This is a genomic window from Brevundimonas sp. 2YAF1 (assembly GCF_052114745.1).
GTDB lineage: Bacteria > Pseudomonadota > Alphaproteobacteria > Caulobacterales > Caulobacteraceae > Brevundimonas.
This window is the reverse complement of sequence record NZ_JBFRFI010000005.1, coordinates 204225-217853: the sequence shown is the minus strand read 5'-3', so window position 1 is coordinate 217853 and position 13629 is coordinate 204225. Positions and strand designations below refer to the sequence as shown.

Genomic DNA, 13629 nt, shown 5'->3' with positions numbered 1-13629 from the left:
CTCTCTCAATGTCCACGACCGCGTTGTGGATACATGGACGGCTCTCGCGCACGGGACTATACGCGCAAGCGCCGCAGCAGGCTTTCGCCGCGCGCGCCTGGGACCTGTGCGCCCCGGCGTACAGCGCGCGAAGGCGCAACCGAATTGTCGGGCGGCGTTAGTCAGAGGACCTCTCCATGCCGTCGATTGACAGCCTCAAGACCCGCCAGGATCTCGCCGTCGGGCGCAAGAAGTACGCCTATTACAGCCTTCCCGCCGCCGAGGAAGCCGGTCTGGCCGGGATTTCCCGTCTGCCGCGCTCGATGAAGGTGCTTCTCGAGAACCTGCTGCGCAACGAAGACGGGGTCTCGGTCACCGAGGACGACCTGAAGGCCGTCGCCGCCTGGATCGAGAACAAGGGCGCCGTCGAGCACGAGATCGCCTTCCGTCCGGCCCGCGTCCTGATGCAGGACTTCACCGGCGTTCCCGCCGTCGTCGACCTGGCCGCGATGCGCGACGCCATGGCCAAGCTGGGCGCCGACGCAGCCAAGATCAACCCGCTGGTCCCCGTCGACCTGGTCATCGACCACTCGGTCATGGTCGACCACTTCGGCACCGCCAAGGCCTTCGGCGAGAACGTCGAGCGCGAATATGAGCGCAACATCGAGCGCTACAACTTCCTGCGCTGGGGCTCGTCGGCCTTCAACAACTTCCGCGTCGTCCCCCCCGGCACCGGCATCTGCCACCAGGTCAACCTGGAGAACCTGGCCCAGACCGTCTGGACCCTGGACGAAGGCAAGAAGACCGTCGCCTATCCCGACACCGTCGTCGGCACCGACAGCCACACCACCATGATCAACGGCCTGGCCGTTCTGGGCTGGGGCGTCGGCGGCATCGAGGCCGAGGCGGCCATGCTGGGCCAGCCGATCCCGATGCTGATCCCGGAAGTCATCGGCTTCAAGCTGTCGGGCAAGATGCCCGAAGGCGCCACCGCGACCGACCTGGTCCTGACCGTCACCCAGATGCTGCGCAAGAAGGGCGTGGTCGGCAAGTTCGTCGAGTTCTTCGGCGACGCCCTGGTCGGCATGACCATCGAGGATCAGGCCACCATCGCCAACATGGCCCCGGAATACGGCGCCACCTGCGGCTTCTTCCCGGTCAGCCGCGCCACGATCGACTACCTAACCGCCACGGGCCGCGACAAGGCGCGCGTCGCCCTGGTCGAAGCCTATGCCAAGGCCCAAGGCCTGTGGATCGACGAAACCTCGGAAGACCCGGTCTTCACCGACGTTCTGGAACTGGACATCTCGACGGTCGTGCCGTCGCTGGCCGGCCCCAAGCGTCCGCAGGACCGCGTTGAACTGACCACCGCCGCCCCGGCCTTCCAGACCGCACTGGCCGACGTCTTCGGCCGCGCTGTCGACGCTGAGCGCGTCTCGGTCGACGGCAAGAAGTTCACCGTCGGCGACGGCGACGTGGTCATCGCTGCGATCACGTCCTGCACCAACACCTCCAACCCTAGCGTCCTGATCGCCGCCGGTCTGGTGGCGCGCAAGGCCCATGCCCTCGGCCTCAAGGTCAAGCCCTGGGTCAAGACCTCGCTGGCCCCCGGCTCGCAGGTCGTCACCGACTATCTGACCGACGCCGGCCTCCAGAAGGATCTGGACGCCATGGGCTTCAACCTGGTCGGCTATGGCTGCACCACCTGCATCGGCAACTCGGGCCCGCTGGACCCGGCGATCTCGAAGGCGATCAACGACAACGGCCTGGTCGCGACCTCGGTCCTGTCGGGCAACCGCAACTTCGAAGGCCGCGTGAACCCGGACGTCCAGGCCAACTACCTGGCCTCGCCGCCGCTCGTCGTGGCCTACGCCATCGCCGGTTCGATGCGCATCGACATCACCAAGGAGCCGATCGGCCAGGACAAGAAGGGCAACGACGTCTTCCTGAAGGACGTGTGGCCGACCTCGCAAGAGATCGCCGACATCCAGAAGAAGTCGGTCACCCCGGCCATGTTCGCCAAGCGCTACAAGGACGTCTTCAAGGGCGACAAGCACTGGCAGGCCATCAAGGTCACCGGCGGCCAGACCTATGAGTGGGACGACAAGTCGACCTACGTCGCCAACCCGCCCTACTTCGAGGGTCTGTCGATGGAGGCCTCGGCCGTCACCGACATCGTCGAGGCGCGCATCCTGGGCATCTTCGGCGACTCGATCACCACCGACCACATCAGCCCAGCGGGTTCGATCAAGAAGGCCTCGCCCGCCGGCGTCTATCTGACCAACCACGGCGTCGACGCCCTGGACTTCAACAGCTACGGCGCCCGCCGCGGCAACCACGAAGTCATGATGCGCGGCACCTTCGCCAACATCCGCATCCGCAACAAGATCACCCCGGACATCGAGGGCGGCGTCACCAAGCACTTCCCCTCGGAAGACACGATGTCGATCTATGACGCGGCCATGCGTTACCAGTCGGAAGGCCGTCCTCTGGTCGTCTTCGCCGGCAAGGAATACGGCACCGGCTCGTCGCGCGACTGGGCGGCCAAGGGCACCCGCCTGCTGGGCGTCCGCGCCGTCATCGCCGAAAGCTACGAGCGCATCCACCGCTCGAACCTGGTCGGCATGGGCGTGGTGCCGCTGCAGTTCAAACAGGACGGCTGGAACAAGCTGGGTCTGACCGGCGAGGAGATCGTCACCATCCGCGGTCTGACCGACGCCAACATCGGCAAGCTGAAGCCGCGTCAGGACCTGTGGGTCGAGATGTTCCGTCCGTCGGACGGCAAGATGGCCCGCTTCCCGGTCCGCTGCCGCATCGATAACCAGACCGAGCTGGACTACTTCAAGGCCGGCGGCGTCATGCCCTACGTCCTGCGCAACCTGGCGCGCGGCGACGCTGAGTAGGTCTCAGGCAGCAGTCTGAAATAGAAAGGCCGGCGGAGCGATCCGCCGGCCTTTTTGTTTGGGTGCGAGGGCGATGAGGCCGCTCTGTCCGGGGTACGGGTGGATATAGGAAGCGTAGGTATTTCTGATTGACGCGCCGCCCGGCTTAGAGATCTGTGTTCTCCCGTATTGAGGGTGACTAGGGGACGGCTAATGAACATCCTACTTTCGGCTTTGATCTGCGGGGGTATCGCAGGGCTTGGGTCTTTGCTCGTCTGGATGGCCCACAAGCACCTCGGGCTCAGCGCAAAAGGACAGCGCATTGGCCAGTTCGTAGCTCTAATCCTGGGTATCGCCGTCATCCGAATAGTGCCCGTCGATCAGTTGTCCCTACGACTGCAACCCACTCAGACTCTCCAGGCAAAAGCCGATGCGGAACTCTTTGCCATTCCCGCGTTCAAAGTGCTGCACGACGATTATCCCACTGACTACGCGGTCATGCGGGACGCAGCAGTCCAGAGCCTCAAAGCAGGCGAGACCAACATCCAGACGATCAACCGCATCCGGCCTCGGCTGTTAGAAATATTCGGCGCGCAAATGATGAAGGCCAGCGATGCGACGATAGGCCGCCAGCTTGGTTTCATCGTCAAACAGGCCACTTTTTTGCAGAGTCAGGAACCGCAATACTGCCATGAGCTACTAAACACACCGGGTCATATCTCTTTCGATCCGACTAGAATATTCCCTCGCGAGATGGCCGCCGAAGAGATGTCGCTTATGGCCGACATCCTCCATGAGACAGCAAAGCTGCCTGCGGTGGCATCCGAACCGATTGACGAGGCGGAGTTTCAGCCGCTTGTCGAGCAAGCTTTTGCTCGACTGTCACCTAGTGCCGTGACCGCACTTGCGGCCATCGACTTTGAACCGGCAAGAGCGACGACAAGTGGACAGAAGGCCGCCAGTTGTCATTTCGTCCTCGGCCTCATGGAAGAGATTAACACTCTCCCGCCCGCCGATCGGGCGCGCGTCTTTCGCGGTGTGGTTTTGGCGGGCCTCAAGAGCCAGTCCTGAGGGGGCCGCGAATAGCGGATCCCGCGAGTAATCGACGAGCATCTGCTAGCCGTCATCCTCGGGCCTGACCCGAGGATCGGGTTGTCCGCCTGCGCGACGATGGAAAGGTCGCGCGCACCGCTGCGCTGGACCCTCGGGTCAAGCCCGAGGATGACGGCGGGGATGGAGCAGGCGTGAGGATGGCCTGGCGGCCTAAGGGCCGCGGCGCCTCGCCGCTCAGAGTTTGAGGGCTTCGGCGAGGAGGCGGGCTTCGGCGGCGCGGCTGGAGCCGGCGCGCCAGGCGACGACGATCTCGCGGCGGGGGGCGTCGGCGGAGATGGGGCGGACCACGACGCCGGGGTTGTCAGCCAGACCGGCCTGCACCGCCATCTGCGGCAGGAAGCTGACGCCGAGGCCTGAGGACACCATCTGCACCAACGTATGCAGAGAGGTGGCGGCGAAGACGTCCTCGCCGCGCGGGGCCTCGATATTGACGGCGGCCAGCGCCTGATCGCGCAGGCAGTGGCCGTCCTCCAGCAGGATCAGGTCGTCGGATTTCAGCATCCCCTCGGGGATCGGTCCCGAACCCGACAGGGAATGAGCCACCGGGATGGCGGCCAGGATCTCGTCGTCGCCGATGCGGGCGTGATCGATGCCCGGCGCGTCGTAGGGCAGGGCGATGACGGCGGCGTCCAACTGCCCCGCCTTCAGCCCGGCGATCAGGCGCGGGGTCAGGTCCTCGCGGATGAAGAGGCGCAGGGCCGGGTATTTGTCGCGCAGGCCGGGCAGGGCGGCGGGCAGCAGGAAGGGGGCGACGGTGGGGATGATGCCCAGGCGGAACCGGCCCGACAGGGGCTTGCCGGCGTTCTTGGCCGCCTCGACCAGGTCTTCGGTGCGGGCCAGGACGTCCTCGGCCCGGCGCACCGCCTCGGCCCCCACGGCGGTCAGTTGCACCGCGCCGCGCGTGCGCTCGACCACGGGGGCGCCCAGCACTCGTTCCAGTTCCTGCACCCCCGAGGACAGGGCCGGCTGGCTGACGTGGGCGGCGTCGGCGGCGCGGCTGAACGAGCCGTGCTCGGCCAGGAGTTTCAGATACTGGAGCTGACGCAGGGTGGGGAGCATGGAGCCTTCGGGCGCATTGGCGCGGCGGGAGCGAGCCCTAACAAATAGGCTTTCACTATCTCCAAAGCAAAAACAATCGACTGACCTTATAGCCAAGCCCGACGTCTATGCCGGCCGACGCCGGCGGGTCCGCGCCGCTGTGGCCGAAGGCCGCAGGAAGGCGAGCGAAGAACCGACCGCCCCGCCCATGCACCTGGAGGTCGCGGCCCGTCTTGAGGCGGCGGATCAGGCCCCGGCTAGGCTTGCGCGCCTCGAGCCGGCTTCGACCACAGGTGGAGCCGCCAAAGTCGCCTTTGACATAACCCAAATCTATTCAAGTTCGTAAAATGATCGATTTGACTTCGTGTCGGCCAGGCCCCATCTGAGACCCACGGCGGGTCGCTCCCCGATCCGCCGGCCCCTTTCTGAACCAGCTTTATGGAGAAGCGCGATGCTCGGCGTCGGTCAAAAACTTCCGGAATTCAAGATCACTGGCGTGAAGCCGGGCTTCAACAACCACGAGGAAAACGGCGTCTCGGCGTTTGAAACGCTGACGCAGGACAGCTTCGACGGCAAGTGGAAGGTCATCTTCTTCTACCCGAAGGACTTCACCTTCGTCTGCCCGACCGAAATCGCCGCCTTCGCCGCCCTGAACAAGGACTTCGAGGACCGCGACACCGTCGTCCTCGGCGGTTCGACCGACAACGAGTTCGTCAAGCTGGCCTGGCGCCGCGACCACGCCGACCTCAACAAACTGCCGATCTGGCAGTTCGCTGACACCGGCGGCAAGCTGGCCCGCGACCTGGGCATCCTGGACGAAGAAAATGGCGTCGCCCTGCGCGCCACCTTCGTCGTCGACCCCCACAACGTCGTCCAGCACGTCTACGTCACCAACCTGAACGTCGGCCGTTCGCCGGAAGACACCCTGCGTGTCGTCGACGCCCTGCAGACCGACGAACTATGCGCCTGCAACCGTCCGGTCGGCGGCGCCACGCTGTAAGCGTAGCGACCTGACCGAATGAAGGGGCGGCGGCGGTTCTCCGTCGCCGCTCTTCTTTTTTAGGGCGCTATCGTCCTTCGGACTACTTGAGCGCGTTTTTGAGTGCGTTGCTTCAGCGCCCTTTGTGCCACCGGCCGACAGTCGGCCCCCTTTTACGGAGACTTCCTCATGTCGATCGACGCCCTGCGTGAAATGATCCCGGCCTACGGCAAGGACATCTCGCTGAACCTGTCCTCGCTGGCCAATGAGACGGTGCTGAACGACCAGCAGAAGTGGGGCTGCTTCCTGGCCTCGGCTCACGCCATCGGCGTCGCCCCCGCGGTCAAGGCCATTGAAGCCGCCGCCGCCGCCGTCCTGACCCCCGAGGCCATGACCGCGGCCAAGGCCGCCGCCGCCATCATGGGCATGAACAATATCTACTATCGCTCGCTGCACCTGATGAAGAACAACGAGTACACGACCCTGCCGGCCAAGCTGCGCATGAACGTCATCGCCAACCCCGGCGTCGACAAGCTGGACTTCGAACTGTGGTCCACCGCCGTCTCGGCCATCAACGGCTGCGGCGCCTGCCTCGACGCTCACGAAGGCGAACTGCGCAAGCACGCGGTCCCCAACGTCCAGGTCCAGGCCGCCCTGCGCATCGGCGCCGTGGTCCACGCCGCCAGCCGCATCGTCGCCTCGGAGGCCGCCCTGGCGGGTTGATCCTCGCGGATCGCCGGACAGCAGAAAGGCGCGGAGCGATCCGCGCCTTTTTCGTATGCCAGCCGGCTGAGGGTGAGCCCTAGTCCTTGTCCCCGTCGGATCGGGCCGCCATCTCGCGCATCATGTCCAGGATCAGCTTCTGCTGTCGCAGCGACAACTGCGGGGCCAGACGGCCCATCTCGATCGTCTGACGCGTCGCCGGAAAGTCATGCACGAAGGGCGACGCCTCGTCCTCGGCCATGCCGGGCCGGAGCGAGGTCAGCCCCTCGAAGAAGTAGCTGATGTCGACCTTGAAGAAGCGGGCGATGTCCCAAAGCTTGGACGCCGAAATCCGGTTGGCGCCCTTTTCGTACTTCTGAATCTGCTGAAAGGTCAGGCCCAGGGCCCGGCCCAGATCGCTTTGATTATAGCCCAGGGCGATCCGCTTTTCGCAGACCCGCCGCCCGACGTGCCGGTCCACCGGGTGGGGACCATCCTCTGCAGAGCCTCTGACCATACGTCCGCTCTCGTCCATATCAACGCCTGCCCTCAATTGTTCCGAAATGCGACGGATAGCCAGCACTGTCATTACAATTCGCGCGGCAGGCGTGCACCCTCGTCAAAGCGGATCAGCGGGGTCGCCGTCTTCGGGAGACGCGCGACCTCCCGCCGTCACGCCCGTCTCTGGCGACGGAACGGCGCGCCGCCCGCCAGCATCAGGATCAGCAGTCCGCCGAACAGGCCGTCGCCCCAGCGGCCGTAGAGGGTCGGCGCCGCCGGTTCGGGCAGGCGCACGTCGATGACGCCGGCATGGCCGGGATTCAGCCGCTTGCCGTCGATGATGCGTCCCCAGGGGTCGATCATGGCCGAGACGCCGGTAGGCGTGGCGCGGGCGATGGGCAGGCCGGTCTCGATGGCGCGATAGCTGGCCAGATTCAGGTGCTGGCGCGGGCCGGAGGTGGCGCCGAACCAGGCGTCGTTGGAGACGTTGACGATCCAGGCCGGACGCGCCGCGCCCCGGGCCGGGGTAAAGCCCGGATAGAGGCTTTCGTAGCAGATCAGCGGCTGGACCTTCGGAGCGTTGACCAGGCTGATCGGCGCGGGCTTGGGCCCGGCGCTGAAGTCGGCCGGAACGTGGACCAGGCTACGCACGCCGATCTGGCTCATCAGACGGCCCAGCGGCAGGTATTCGCCGAACGGCACCAGACGATGCTTGTCGTAGATGGCCCCGATCCTCAGCCCCGCCGCGCCCTCGTCATGCAGGGCGAACAGGCTGTTGAAATAGCGGGCGCCGCCCTCGGCGGTCGGATCCGCCTCGCCCCGGCTGATCCCCATCAGCAGGGTCTGACCGGTCTGAAGCGCCCCGGCGATGGCCTGGGCGTCGGACGAGTTGAAGACGTCGTTGGCCGTGGCGGGCAGGGCGCCTTCGGGCCAGACCACGACGTCAGGCAGGGCCGCCCCCGGCTGGGCCGTAAGCGCCACGTAGCGGTCGACGATGGCCTGATAGGCCTCGGGCGACCATTTCGATTCCTGCGGAATGTCGGCCTGAACCAGACGCACCAGCGTTGGTCCGTCTACGCGCTTCGCCGACGCCAGCCGCACGGTCCCGAAGGCGAACAGACCGGCCAGAACGACGACGCCCAGACCGGCCGCGATCAGGCGCGGCCGACGCAGCCCGCTGTCGGCCAGAAGTCCGAGCGCCGACACGGCCCCGAGCGTGACGAGGCCAAGCCCATAGACGCCCGCCACCGAGGCGAACTGCGACATGGCCGAACCGGCCAGCCAACTGGCCCCGGTCGGGTTCCAGGGGAACCCGGTCAGGACATGGCCGCGCAGCCACTCCAGCAAGGCGAACAGGGCGGCGAACAGCAGCACCCGCCGCACGGCGCCGCGCGGGGCGAAGCGGCGATAGAGGGCCGTCGCGGTGCCGAAAAAGAGGCCCAGCCCCATGGGCAGGAGGCTGGCGGCGAAGGGCGCCATCCAGGCCTGCTCCTTGTTGACCAGGAAGGCCTCGGCCACCCACCAGCAGCCGATGAAGAAATAGGCGAAGCCGGCCAGCCAGCCGACCCAGAAACCGCCCTTCACCGAGCGCGACCGCTCGGCCAACAGCATCAGCAAGGGATAGCCCAGCAGGCCGGGCAAAATCCCGAACGGCGGGTGCGCCAGGGCGGTGCCCGCGCCGGCCAGCAGAGCCAGGGCGATGCGGCCCCAGCGGTTCGTCAGCACGCCCCCCCACAGGGCCGACAAACGCTCGCTCATGCCTGGGCCTCGTGTTCGGCTTGATAGGGATCGGCGATGCCGAACGCGGCCAGGATTTCGCGCTCCTCGGCCTCCATCTCCTCGGCCTCGGCGTCGTCCTCGTGATCGCGGCCCAGCAGGTGCAGCACGCCGTGGACGACCAGATGGCTCAGATGATCGGATAGGGTCTTGCCCTGCGTCTGCGCCTCGGCGGCGCAATAGGCGAAGCCCAGCACCACGTCGCCCAGATGCGGAAAGGCGCTCTCGGCCGCCGGGAAGGACAGGACATTGGTCGGCCGATCCTTGTCGCGGAAGCGGGCGTTCAGGTCCTGAACGCCTGCGTCGTCGGTAAGCAGGACGACCACGTCGCCCTCAACCGCCCCCAGCGCCGCCGTCGCCGCGCGCAGGACCACGGCTTCAGTCTCGGGCAGGGCGGCGGTCCAGGCCGCGTCCTCGACTTCGATCTCGATCATCAGTCTTCGTCATCCTCAAGATCGGGCGAGGGCCGCCCCCGGGCCGCATCGGCGTCATAGGCGCGCACGATACGCTCGACCATGGCGTGGCGCACCACGTCCTCCGCCTTGAAGGCCTGAACCCCCACCCCCTTCACGTCCTGCAGGATGCGCAGGGCGTGACGCAGGCCGGAATCGCGCGGGTTCAGCAGGTCGATCTGCGACGGGTCGCCGGTCACCACCATCCGCGCGCCCTCGCCCAGACGGGTCAGGACCATCTTCATCTGCAGCCGCGAGGTGTTCTGCGCCTCGTCGACGATGATGAAGGCGTGGCTCAGCGTGCGGCCGCGCATGAAGGCGATGGGGGCGGCTTCGATCTCGCCCTTCTCGCGACGGCGCCGCACGTCATCGACGCCGAGGATGTCGTTCAGCGCCTCCCAGATCGGGGCCAGATAGGGGTCGACCTTCTCGTTCAGATCGCCGGGCAGGAAACCCAGCTTCTCGCCCGCCTCGACCGCCGGACGGGTGATGACCAGCCGGTCCACCTGGCCCCGCCGCAGCAGGCTGGCGCCATAGGCCGCCGCCAGGAAGGTCTTGCCCGTACCCGCCGGGCCGACGCCGAAGGTCAGTTCGCAACGGCTGAGCAGGTCCAGATAGCGCGCCTGGGCCGCCGTCTTGGGCGCGATGGCCCCGCGCCGACCGACCGGAAGGGCGATGGCGTCAGGCACGACCCGCCCCTGATCGGGACGCGGCTGCGACGCCGCCGCGCCCAGCGCCATGCGCACGTCGGCCTCGGTGATCTCAGCGCCCGTATCGGCCCGTTTGGCCAGGGTCTCGACGACGCGCTTTGCCTGAGCCCGGTCCCGCGCCGATCCGTTGATCGTCACGCCGCCGCCCGGCGCCTCGACCAGAACCTTGAAGGCGTCTTCGATCAGGGCGACGTGGCGGCTGTTGGGACCGATCACGGCCCGCAGCGCCTGATCGCTCAGGGACAGGAATTCGGACTCTCGCGCCATCAAAGTTCCTTTTTGGGTCCCTATCGTCTCGCTCGCGGGGCGAGACTACTTCAGGGACGCCGCAGTGAAAAATCGCAGTCTCGCCGTGAGCGAGCCGACCTAGATAGTAGCGGTTTGGGCCAACCGCCCGTTCAAACTGTTCTGCGCGCCGCTGACGATCTCGACCGGAACGATCCGGCCCAGCAGATGATCCGCGCCGTCGACGTGGACCGCTTGCAGATAGGGCGACCGGCCGATGGCCTGGCCGTCATACCGGCCCTTCTTCTCGAACAGGACGTTCAGGGTCTTGCCCGTCTGGGCGGCGTTGAAAGCGGTCTGCTGTTCGAACAGCAGGGCCTGAAGCCGGTGCAGCCGCTCCAGCGCTGCGGCCTCCTCGACCTGACCCGCCATGGTCGCGGCGGGCGTGCCGGGGCGGGGCGAATAGACGAAGCTGAAGGCGCCCGCATAGGTGACCTGGCGCACCAGATCGAGCGTGTCCTCGAAGTCCCGATCGGTCTCGCCGGGGAAGCCAACGATGAAGTCTCCGGCGATGGCCATGTCCGGTCGCGCCGCCCGGATGCGGGCGATCAGATCGATGTATTTCTGACGCCCGTGCTTGCGGTTCATCAGCCGCAATACCCGGTCCGACCCGGCCTGCACCGGCAGGTGCAGATAGGGCATCAGGGCGTCCAGATCGGCGTGGGCCGCGATCAGGTCGTCGCTCATGTCGTTGGCGTGGCTGGTCGTGTAGCGGATGCGGTCCAGGCCGGGGATCTCGGCCAGGGCGTAGGCCAGCCGGGCCAGGGTGAAGGGTTTTCCGTCCGGCCCCTCGCCGTCATAGGCGTTGACGTTCTGGCCCAGCAGGGTGACTTCGCGCACGCCCCGGTCGGCCAGGGACCGGGCCTCCGCCAGCACCGCCGCGACCGGCCGCGACCACTCGGCGCCGCGGGTATAGGGGACGACGCAGAAGGTGCAGAACTTGTCGCAGCCTTCCTGCACCGTCAGGAAGGCGGTCGGTCCTTCGCCGCCGCGCATCGCAGGCAGGGCGTCGAACTTCTCATGCGGGGCGAAGTCGGCGCCGATGCGCTCGCCACGCGCTCGCGCCGTCCGGGTCAGCAGTTCCGGCAGCTGGTGGTAGGCCTGCGGTCCGACCACCAGGTCGACCGCCGGCTGGCGCTTCATGATCTCTTCGCCCTCGGCCTGGGCGACGCAGCCGGCGACCGCGATGGTCATGCCGCCGTCGCCGCGCGCGACCTTACGCTCGCGCATCTGCTTCAACTTGCCCAGCTCGGAATAGACCTTCTCGGCAGCCCGTTCGCGGATGTGGCAGGTGTTCAGGATGACGAAGTCCGCGCCCTCCGGCGCGTCGGTCGTGGCATAGCCCAGCGGGCGCAGGACATCGGCCATGCGCTCTGAGTCATAGACGTTCATCTGACAGCCGTAGGTCTTGATGAACAGGCGTTTGGGCACGGCGGCCAGACCCTGGGCTTGGGCCGCGTCGTCCGCCGTTGCCATGGGCGTTGCGAGGGTGTCAGTCATGACCGGCTTATGATCGCCGAACCCGACGACGGCAAGGCGCGCAGCCCGGGCAGGCAGGCCGGGATCAGCCTCAGCCGTCGGCCTGTTCAGGTTCGGTGCGGGCGGCGTGCCGCTTGTAGATCAGCCCCTCGCGCTCGCTCGGCTCGGCGCCGGGGATGGCGTGGCCGTAGAGCTCCAGCTTGTGGCCGACCAGTTCGAAGCCCAGCTTGCGGGCGATCTCGGTCTTGAGACGCTCGATCTCGGCGTCGAAGAACTCGATGACCTCGCCCGTCTTGGTGTCGATCAGATGGTCGTGGTGATCGTCGCCAGCTTCTTCATACCGGCTGCGACCGTCGCCGAAGTCGTGCTTTTCGACCACGCCCGCCTCTTCGAACAGGCGCACGGTGCGATAGACGGTGGCGATCGAGATGTGCGGGTCGATGGCCGAGGCGCGGCGATACAGCTCCTCGACGTCAGGGTGATCCTCGGCCTGCGACAGAACCCGGGCGATCACGCGCCGTTGCTCAGTCATGCGCATGCCGCGGTCGGCGCAAAGTTTCTCGATCCGTTCCATGCGCCGGAAGATAGGCTGGACCGCCGACTTATGGAAGCGTCGCGGTAAAGTTGAGCGCCAGGATCAGGGCGTCCTCGTGGCTTCCATCCGACCGCGCATAATAGCCCCGCCGACGCCCTGCCTCGGCGAAGCCCATTCTCGCGTAGAGGGCCCGGGCTGCGACGTTGTCCGCGGCCACTTCCAGGAACATTCGTTCGGCGCCCAGGGCGGCGGCGCGCACCACGGCGGCCTCGACCAGTCGCCCGCCCACGCCGCCCCGCCGCGCGGCGGGCCGCACGGCCAGAGTCAGAATCTCGGCCTCGTCGGCCACGACGCGGATCAGGATGAAACCGTCGGCTTCCTCCACCGCGAAGACGCCGGGCGCGGCCAACAGGGCCGACAGGCTGGCGGCGTCCCACGGCGTCTCGAAGGCCTCGGCGTGGATGGCGGCGAGGACGTCAGTCACGAGGCGGCGAGCGCGCGCGGCTGGCCCGGCAGGCGGCTGGGCGGGGTGGCGTCGGGCGCGCGCAGATAGACGGGGCGGGGCGGGGCGCTCTCCGGATCGGCCATGGCGGTCATATAGGCCAAGGCCTCGGGCGACGGCGCGGGCAGGCGAGCGGTCACGGCGGCGCCCAGACGCTCGGGGAAGGCCTCGACAAGCACCGAGGCACCCGACCCGACCAGAATCGGCGGCGCGCCGCCGGCCGCAGCGGCGATGCGCTCCGCTGCAGCGTCCAGCGACAGGGCCTCAGGCCCTCCGATCGGACGGCCGTCGCGGAACAGCCGCGCATAGACCTGGCCCCGGCGCGCGTCGATCACGGCGGCGACCAGTCCCGCCGGCTTGATCGACATGGCGAGGCCGTCCAGCGTCGAGAGGCCGACGACCGGACGGTCCAGCGCCGCGCCCAGTCCCTGGGCAAAGGCCAGGCCGACGCGCAGGCCGGTGAAGGATCCGGGCCCCACGGTGACGCCAACCCGATCAAGGGCGCCGAAACCGCCGCCGCCCTCTCGCGATGCGTCGGCCACAGCGTCGCGCGCCATCCCGGCCAGCCGTTCCTGATGGCCCTTGGTCATGAGCTCGGAACGAACGCCGAGCACGCGCCCGTCCTCGACCACGCAGGCCGAACAGGCGCCCAGCGCCGTATCCACGATCAGAACTCTCATCGCGGCCTTCCTATCG

Annotated in this window: 13 protein-coding genes; 4 read left to right on the top strand and 9 right to left on the bottom strand. The window is 67.2% G+C overall.

Translation table 11 applies throughout. From position 1 onward, the window contains the following. The first annotated feature begins 176 nt into the window (after nucleotides 1-176). Together acnA and AB4Y68_RS09130 are read left to right on the top strand one after the other, a co-directional pair. Nucleotides 177-2882: an aconitate hydratase AcnA gene (acnA, locus tag AB4Y68_RS09135; protein WP_441455239.1), complete on the top strand. Its 2706-nt coding sequence runs from the start codon at nucleotides 177-179 to the stop codon at nucleotides 2880-2882. A gap of 192 nt (nucleotides 2883-3074) precedes the next feature. Continuing rightward, entirely contained in the window at nucleotides 3075-3932 is an 858-nt protein-coding gene (locus tag AB4Y68_RS09130; protein ID WP_441455238.1) for a hypothetical protein, read from the top strand. Between the two features lie 216 nt (nucleotides 3933-4148). On the opposite strand, the gene AB4Y68_RS09125 is transcribed toward AB4Y68_RS09130, so the two are convergent. Next, nucleotides 4149-5033 (bottom strand): hydrogen peroxide-inducible genes activator, encoded by an 885-nt coding sequence (locus tag AB4Y68_RS09125; protein ID WP_441455236.1) that lies wholly within the window; start codon nucleotides 5031-5033, stop codon nucleotides 4149-4151. Nucleotides 5034-5463: 430 nt separating this feature from the next. Between AB4Y68_RS09125 and AB4Y68_RS09120 the strand changes: the two genes are divergently transcribed. Continuing rightward, nucleotides 5464-6012, top strand: coding sequence for a peroxiredoxin (locus AB4Y68_RS09120; protein WP_441455235.1), 549 nt, complete (start codon nucleotides 5464-5466; stop codon nucleotides 6010-6012). A 168-nt stretch (nucleotides 6013-6180) separates the two neighbouring features. Then, nucleotides 6181-6714: a carboxymuconolactone decarboxylase family protein gene (locus AB4Y68_RS09115; protein ID WP_441455233.1), complete on the top strand. Its 534-nt coding sequence runs from the start codon at nucleotides 6181-6183 to the stop codon at nucleotides 6712-6714. Between the two features lie 79 nt (nucleotides 6715-6793). Here the strand turns inward: AB4Y68_RS09115 and AB4Y68_RS09110 are convergent, their stop codons facing one another. The 8 genes from AB4Y68_RS09110 to tsaB form a co-directional block, all read right to left on the bottom strand. After that, a complete protein-coding gene (locus AB4Y68_RS09110) occupies nucleotides 6794-7210 on the bottom strand; it encodes a helix-turn-helix domain-containing protein (protein WP_441455232.1) in 417 nt (138 codons plus the stop codon). A gap of 155 nt (nucleotides 7211-7365) precedes the next feature. Then, a complete protein-coding gene (gene lnt, locus AB4Y68_RS09105; protein ID WP_441455231.1) occupies nucleotides 7366-8952 on the bottom strand; it encodes an apolipoprotein N-acyltransferase in 1587 nt (528 codons plus the stop codon). Continuing rightward, a complete protein-coding gene (gene ybeY / locus AB4Y68_RS09100; RefSeq protein WP_441455230.1) occupies nucleotides 8949-9404 on the bottom strand; it encodes an rRNA maturation RNase YbeY in 456 nt (151 codons plus the stop codon). The genes lnt and ybeY overlap by 4 nt, the downstream gene beginning before the upstream one ends. Continuing rightward, a complete protein-coding gene (locus AB4Y68_RS09095) occupies nucleotides 9404-10399 on the bottom strand; it encodes a PhoH family protein (RefSeq protein WP_441455228.1) in 996 nt (331 codons plus the stop codon). The genes ybeY and AB4Y68_RS09095 overlap by 1 nt, the downstream gene beginning before the upstream one ends. 99 nt (nucleotides 10400-10498) lie before the next feature. Next, complete coding sequence (gene miaB, locus AB4Y68_RS09090; protein WP_441455295.1) at nucleotides 10499-11893, bottom strand: tRNA (N6-isopentenyl adenosine(37)-C2)-methylthiotransferase MiaB; 1395 nt, start codon at nucleotides 11891-11893, stop codon at nucleotides 10499-10501. Nucleotides 11894-11987: 94 nt separating this feature from the next. Beyond that, entirely contained in the window at nucleotides 11988-12470 is a 483-nt protein-coding gene (locus AB4Y68_RS09085; RefSeq protein ID WP_441455227.1) for a Fur family transcriptional regulator, read from the bottom strand. Between the two features lie 28 nt (nucleotides 12471-12498). Further along, the gene (gene rimI / locus AB4Y68_RS09080; RefSeq protein WP_441455225.1) at nucleotides 12499-12915 is read right to left on the bottom strand and encodes a ribosomal protein S18-alanine N-acetyltransferase; all 417 of its coding nucleotides are present in this window, start codon (nucleotides 12913-12915) and stop codon (nucleotides 12499-12501) included. Further along, complete coding sequence (gene tsaB / locus AB4Y68_RS09075; RefSeq protein ID WP_441455224.1) at nucleotides 12912-13613, bottom strand: tRNA (adenosine(37)-N6)-threonylcarbamoyltransferase complex dimerization subunit type 1 TsaB; 702 nt, start codon at nucleotides 13611-13613, stop codon at nucleotides 12912-12914. The genes rimI and tsaB overlap by 4 nt, the downstream gene beginning before the upstream one ends. Nucleotides 13614-13629 lie beyond the last annotated feature (16 nt).

What these genes read in the sequence shown, in the direction of transcription:
- acnA (WP_441455239.1), top strand. Translation starts at nt 177, where the DNA reads ATGCCGTCGATTGACAGCCTCAAGACCCGCCAGGATCTCGCCGTCGGG.
- AB4Y68_RS09130 (WP_441455238.1), top strand. Translation starts at nt 3,075, where the DNA reads ATGAACATCCTACTTTCGGCTTTGATCTGCGGGGGTATCGCAGGGCTT.
- AB4Y68_RS09125 (WP_441455236.1), bottom strand. Translation starts at nt 5,033, where the DNA reads ATGCTCCCCACCCTGCGTCAGCTCCAGTATCTGAAACTCCTGGCCGAG.
- AB4Y68_RS09120 (WP_441455235.1), top strand. Translation starts at nt 5,464, where the DNA reads ATGCTCGGCGTCGGTCAAAAACTTCCGGAATTCAAGATCACTGGCGTG.
- AB4Y68_RS09115 (WP_441455233.1), top strand. Translation starts at nt 6,181, where the DNA reads ATGTCGATCGACGCCCTGCGTGAAATGATCCCGGCCTACGGCAAGGAC.
- AB4Y68_RS09110 (WP_441455232.1), bottom strand. Translation starts at nt 7,210, where the DNA reads ATGGTCAGAGGCTCTGCAGAGGATGGTCCCCACCCGGTGGACCGGCAC.
- lnt (WP_441455231.1), bottom strand. Translation starts at nt 8,952, where the DNA reads ATGAGCGAGCGTTTGTCGGCCCTGTGGGGGGGCGTGCTGACGAACCGC.
- ybeY (WP_441455230.1), bottom strand. Translation starts at nt 9,404, where the DNA reads ATGATCGAGATCGAAGTCGAGGACGCGGCCTGGACCGCCGCCCTGCCC.
- AB4Y68_RS09095 (WP_441455228.1), bottom strand. Translation starts at nt 10,399, where the DNA reads ATGGCGCGAGAGTCCGAATTCCTGTCCCTGAGCGATCAGGCGCTGCGG.
- miaB (WP_441455295.1), bottom strand. Translation starts at nt 11,893, where the DNA reads ATGGCAACGGCGGACGACGCGGCCCAAGCCCAGGGTCTGGCCGCCGTG.
- AB4Y68_RS09085 (WP_441455227.1), bottom strand. Translation starts at nt 12,470, where the DNA reads ATGGAACGGATCGAGAAACTTTGCGCCGACCGCGGCATGCGCATGACT.
- tsaB (WP_441455224.1), bottom strand. Translation starts at nt 13,613, where the DNA reads ATGAGAGTTCTGATCGTGGATACGGCGCTGGGCGCCTGTTCGGCCTGC.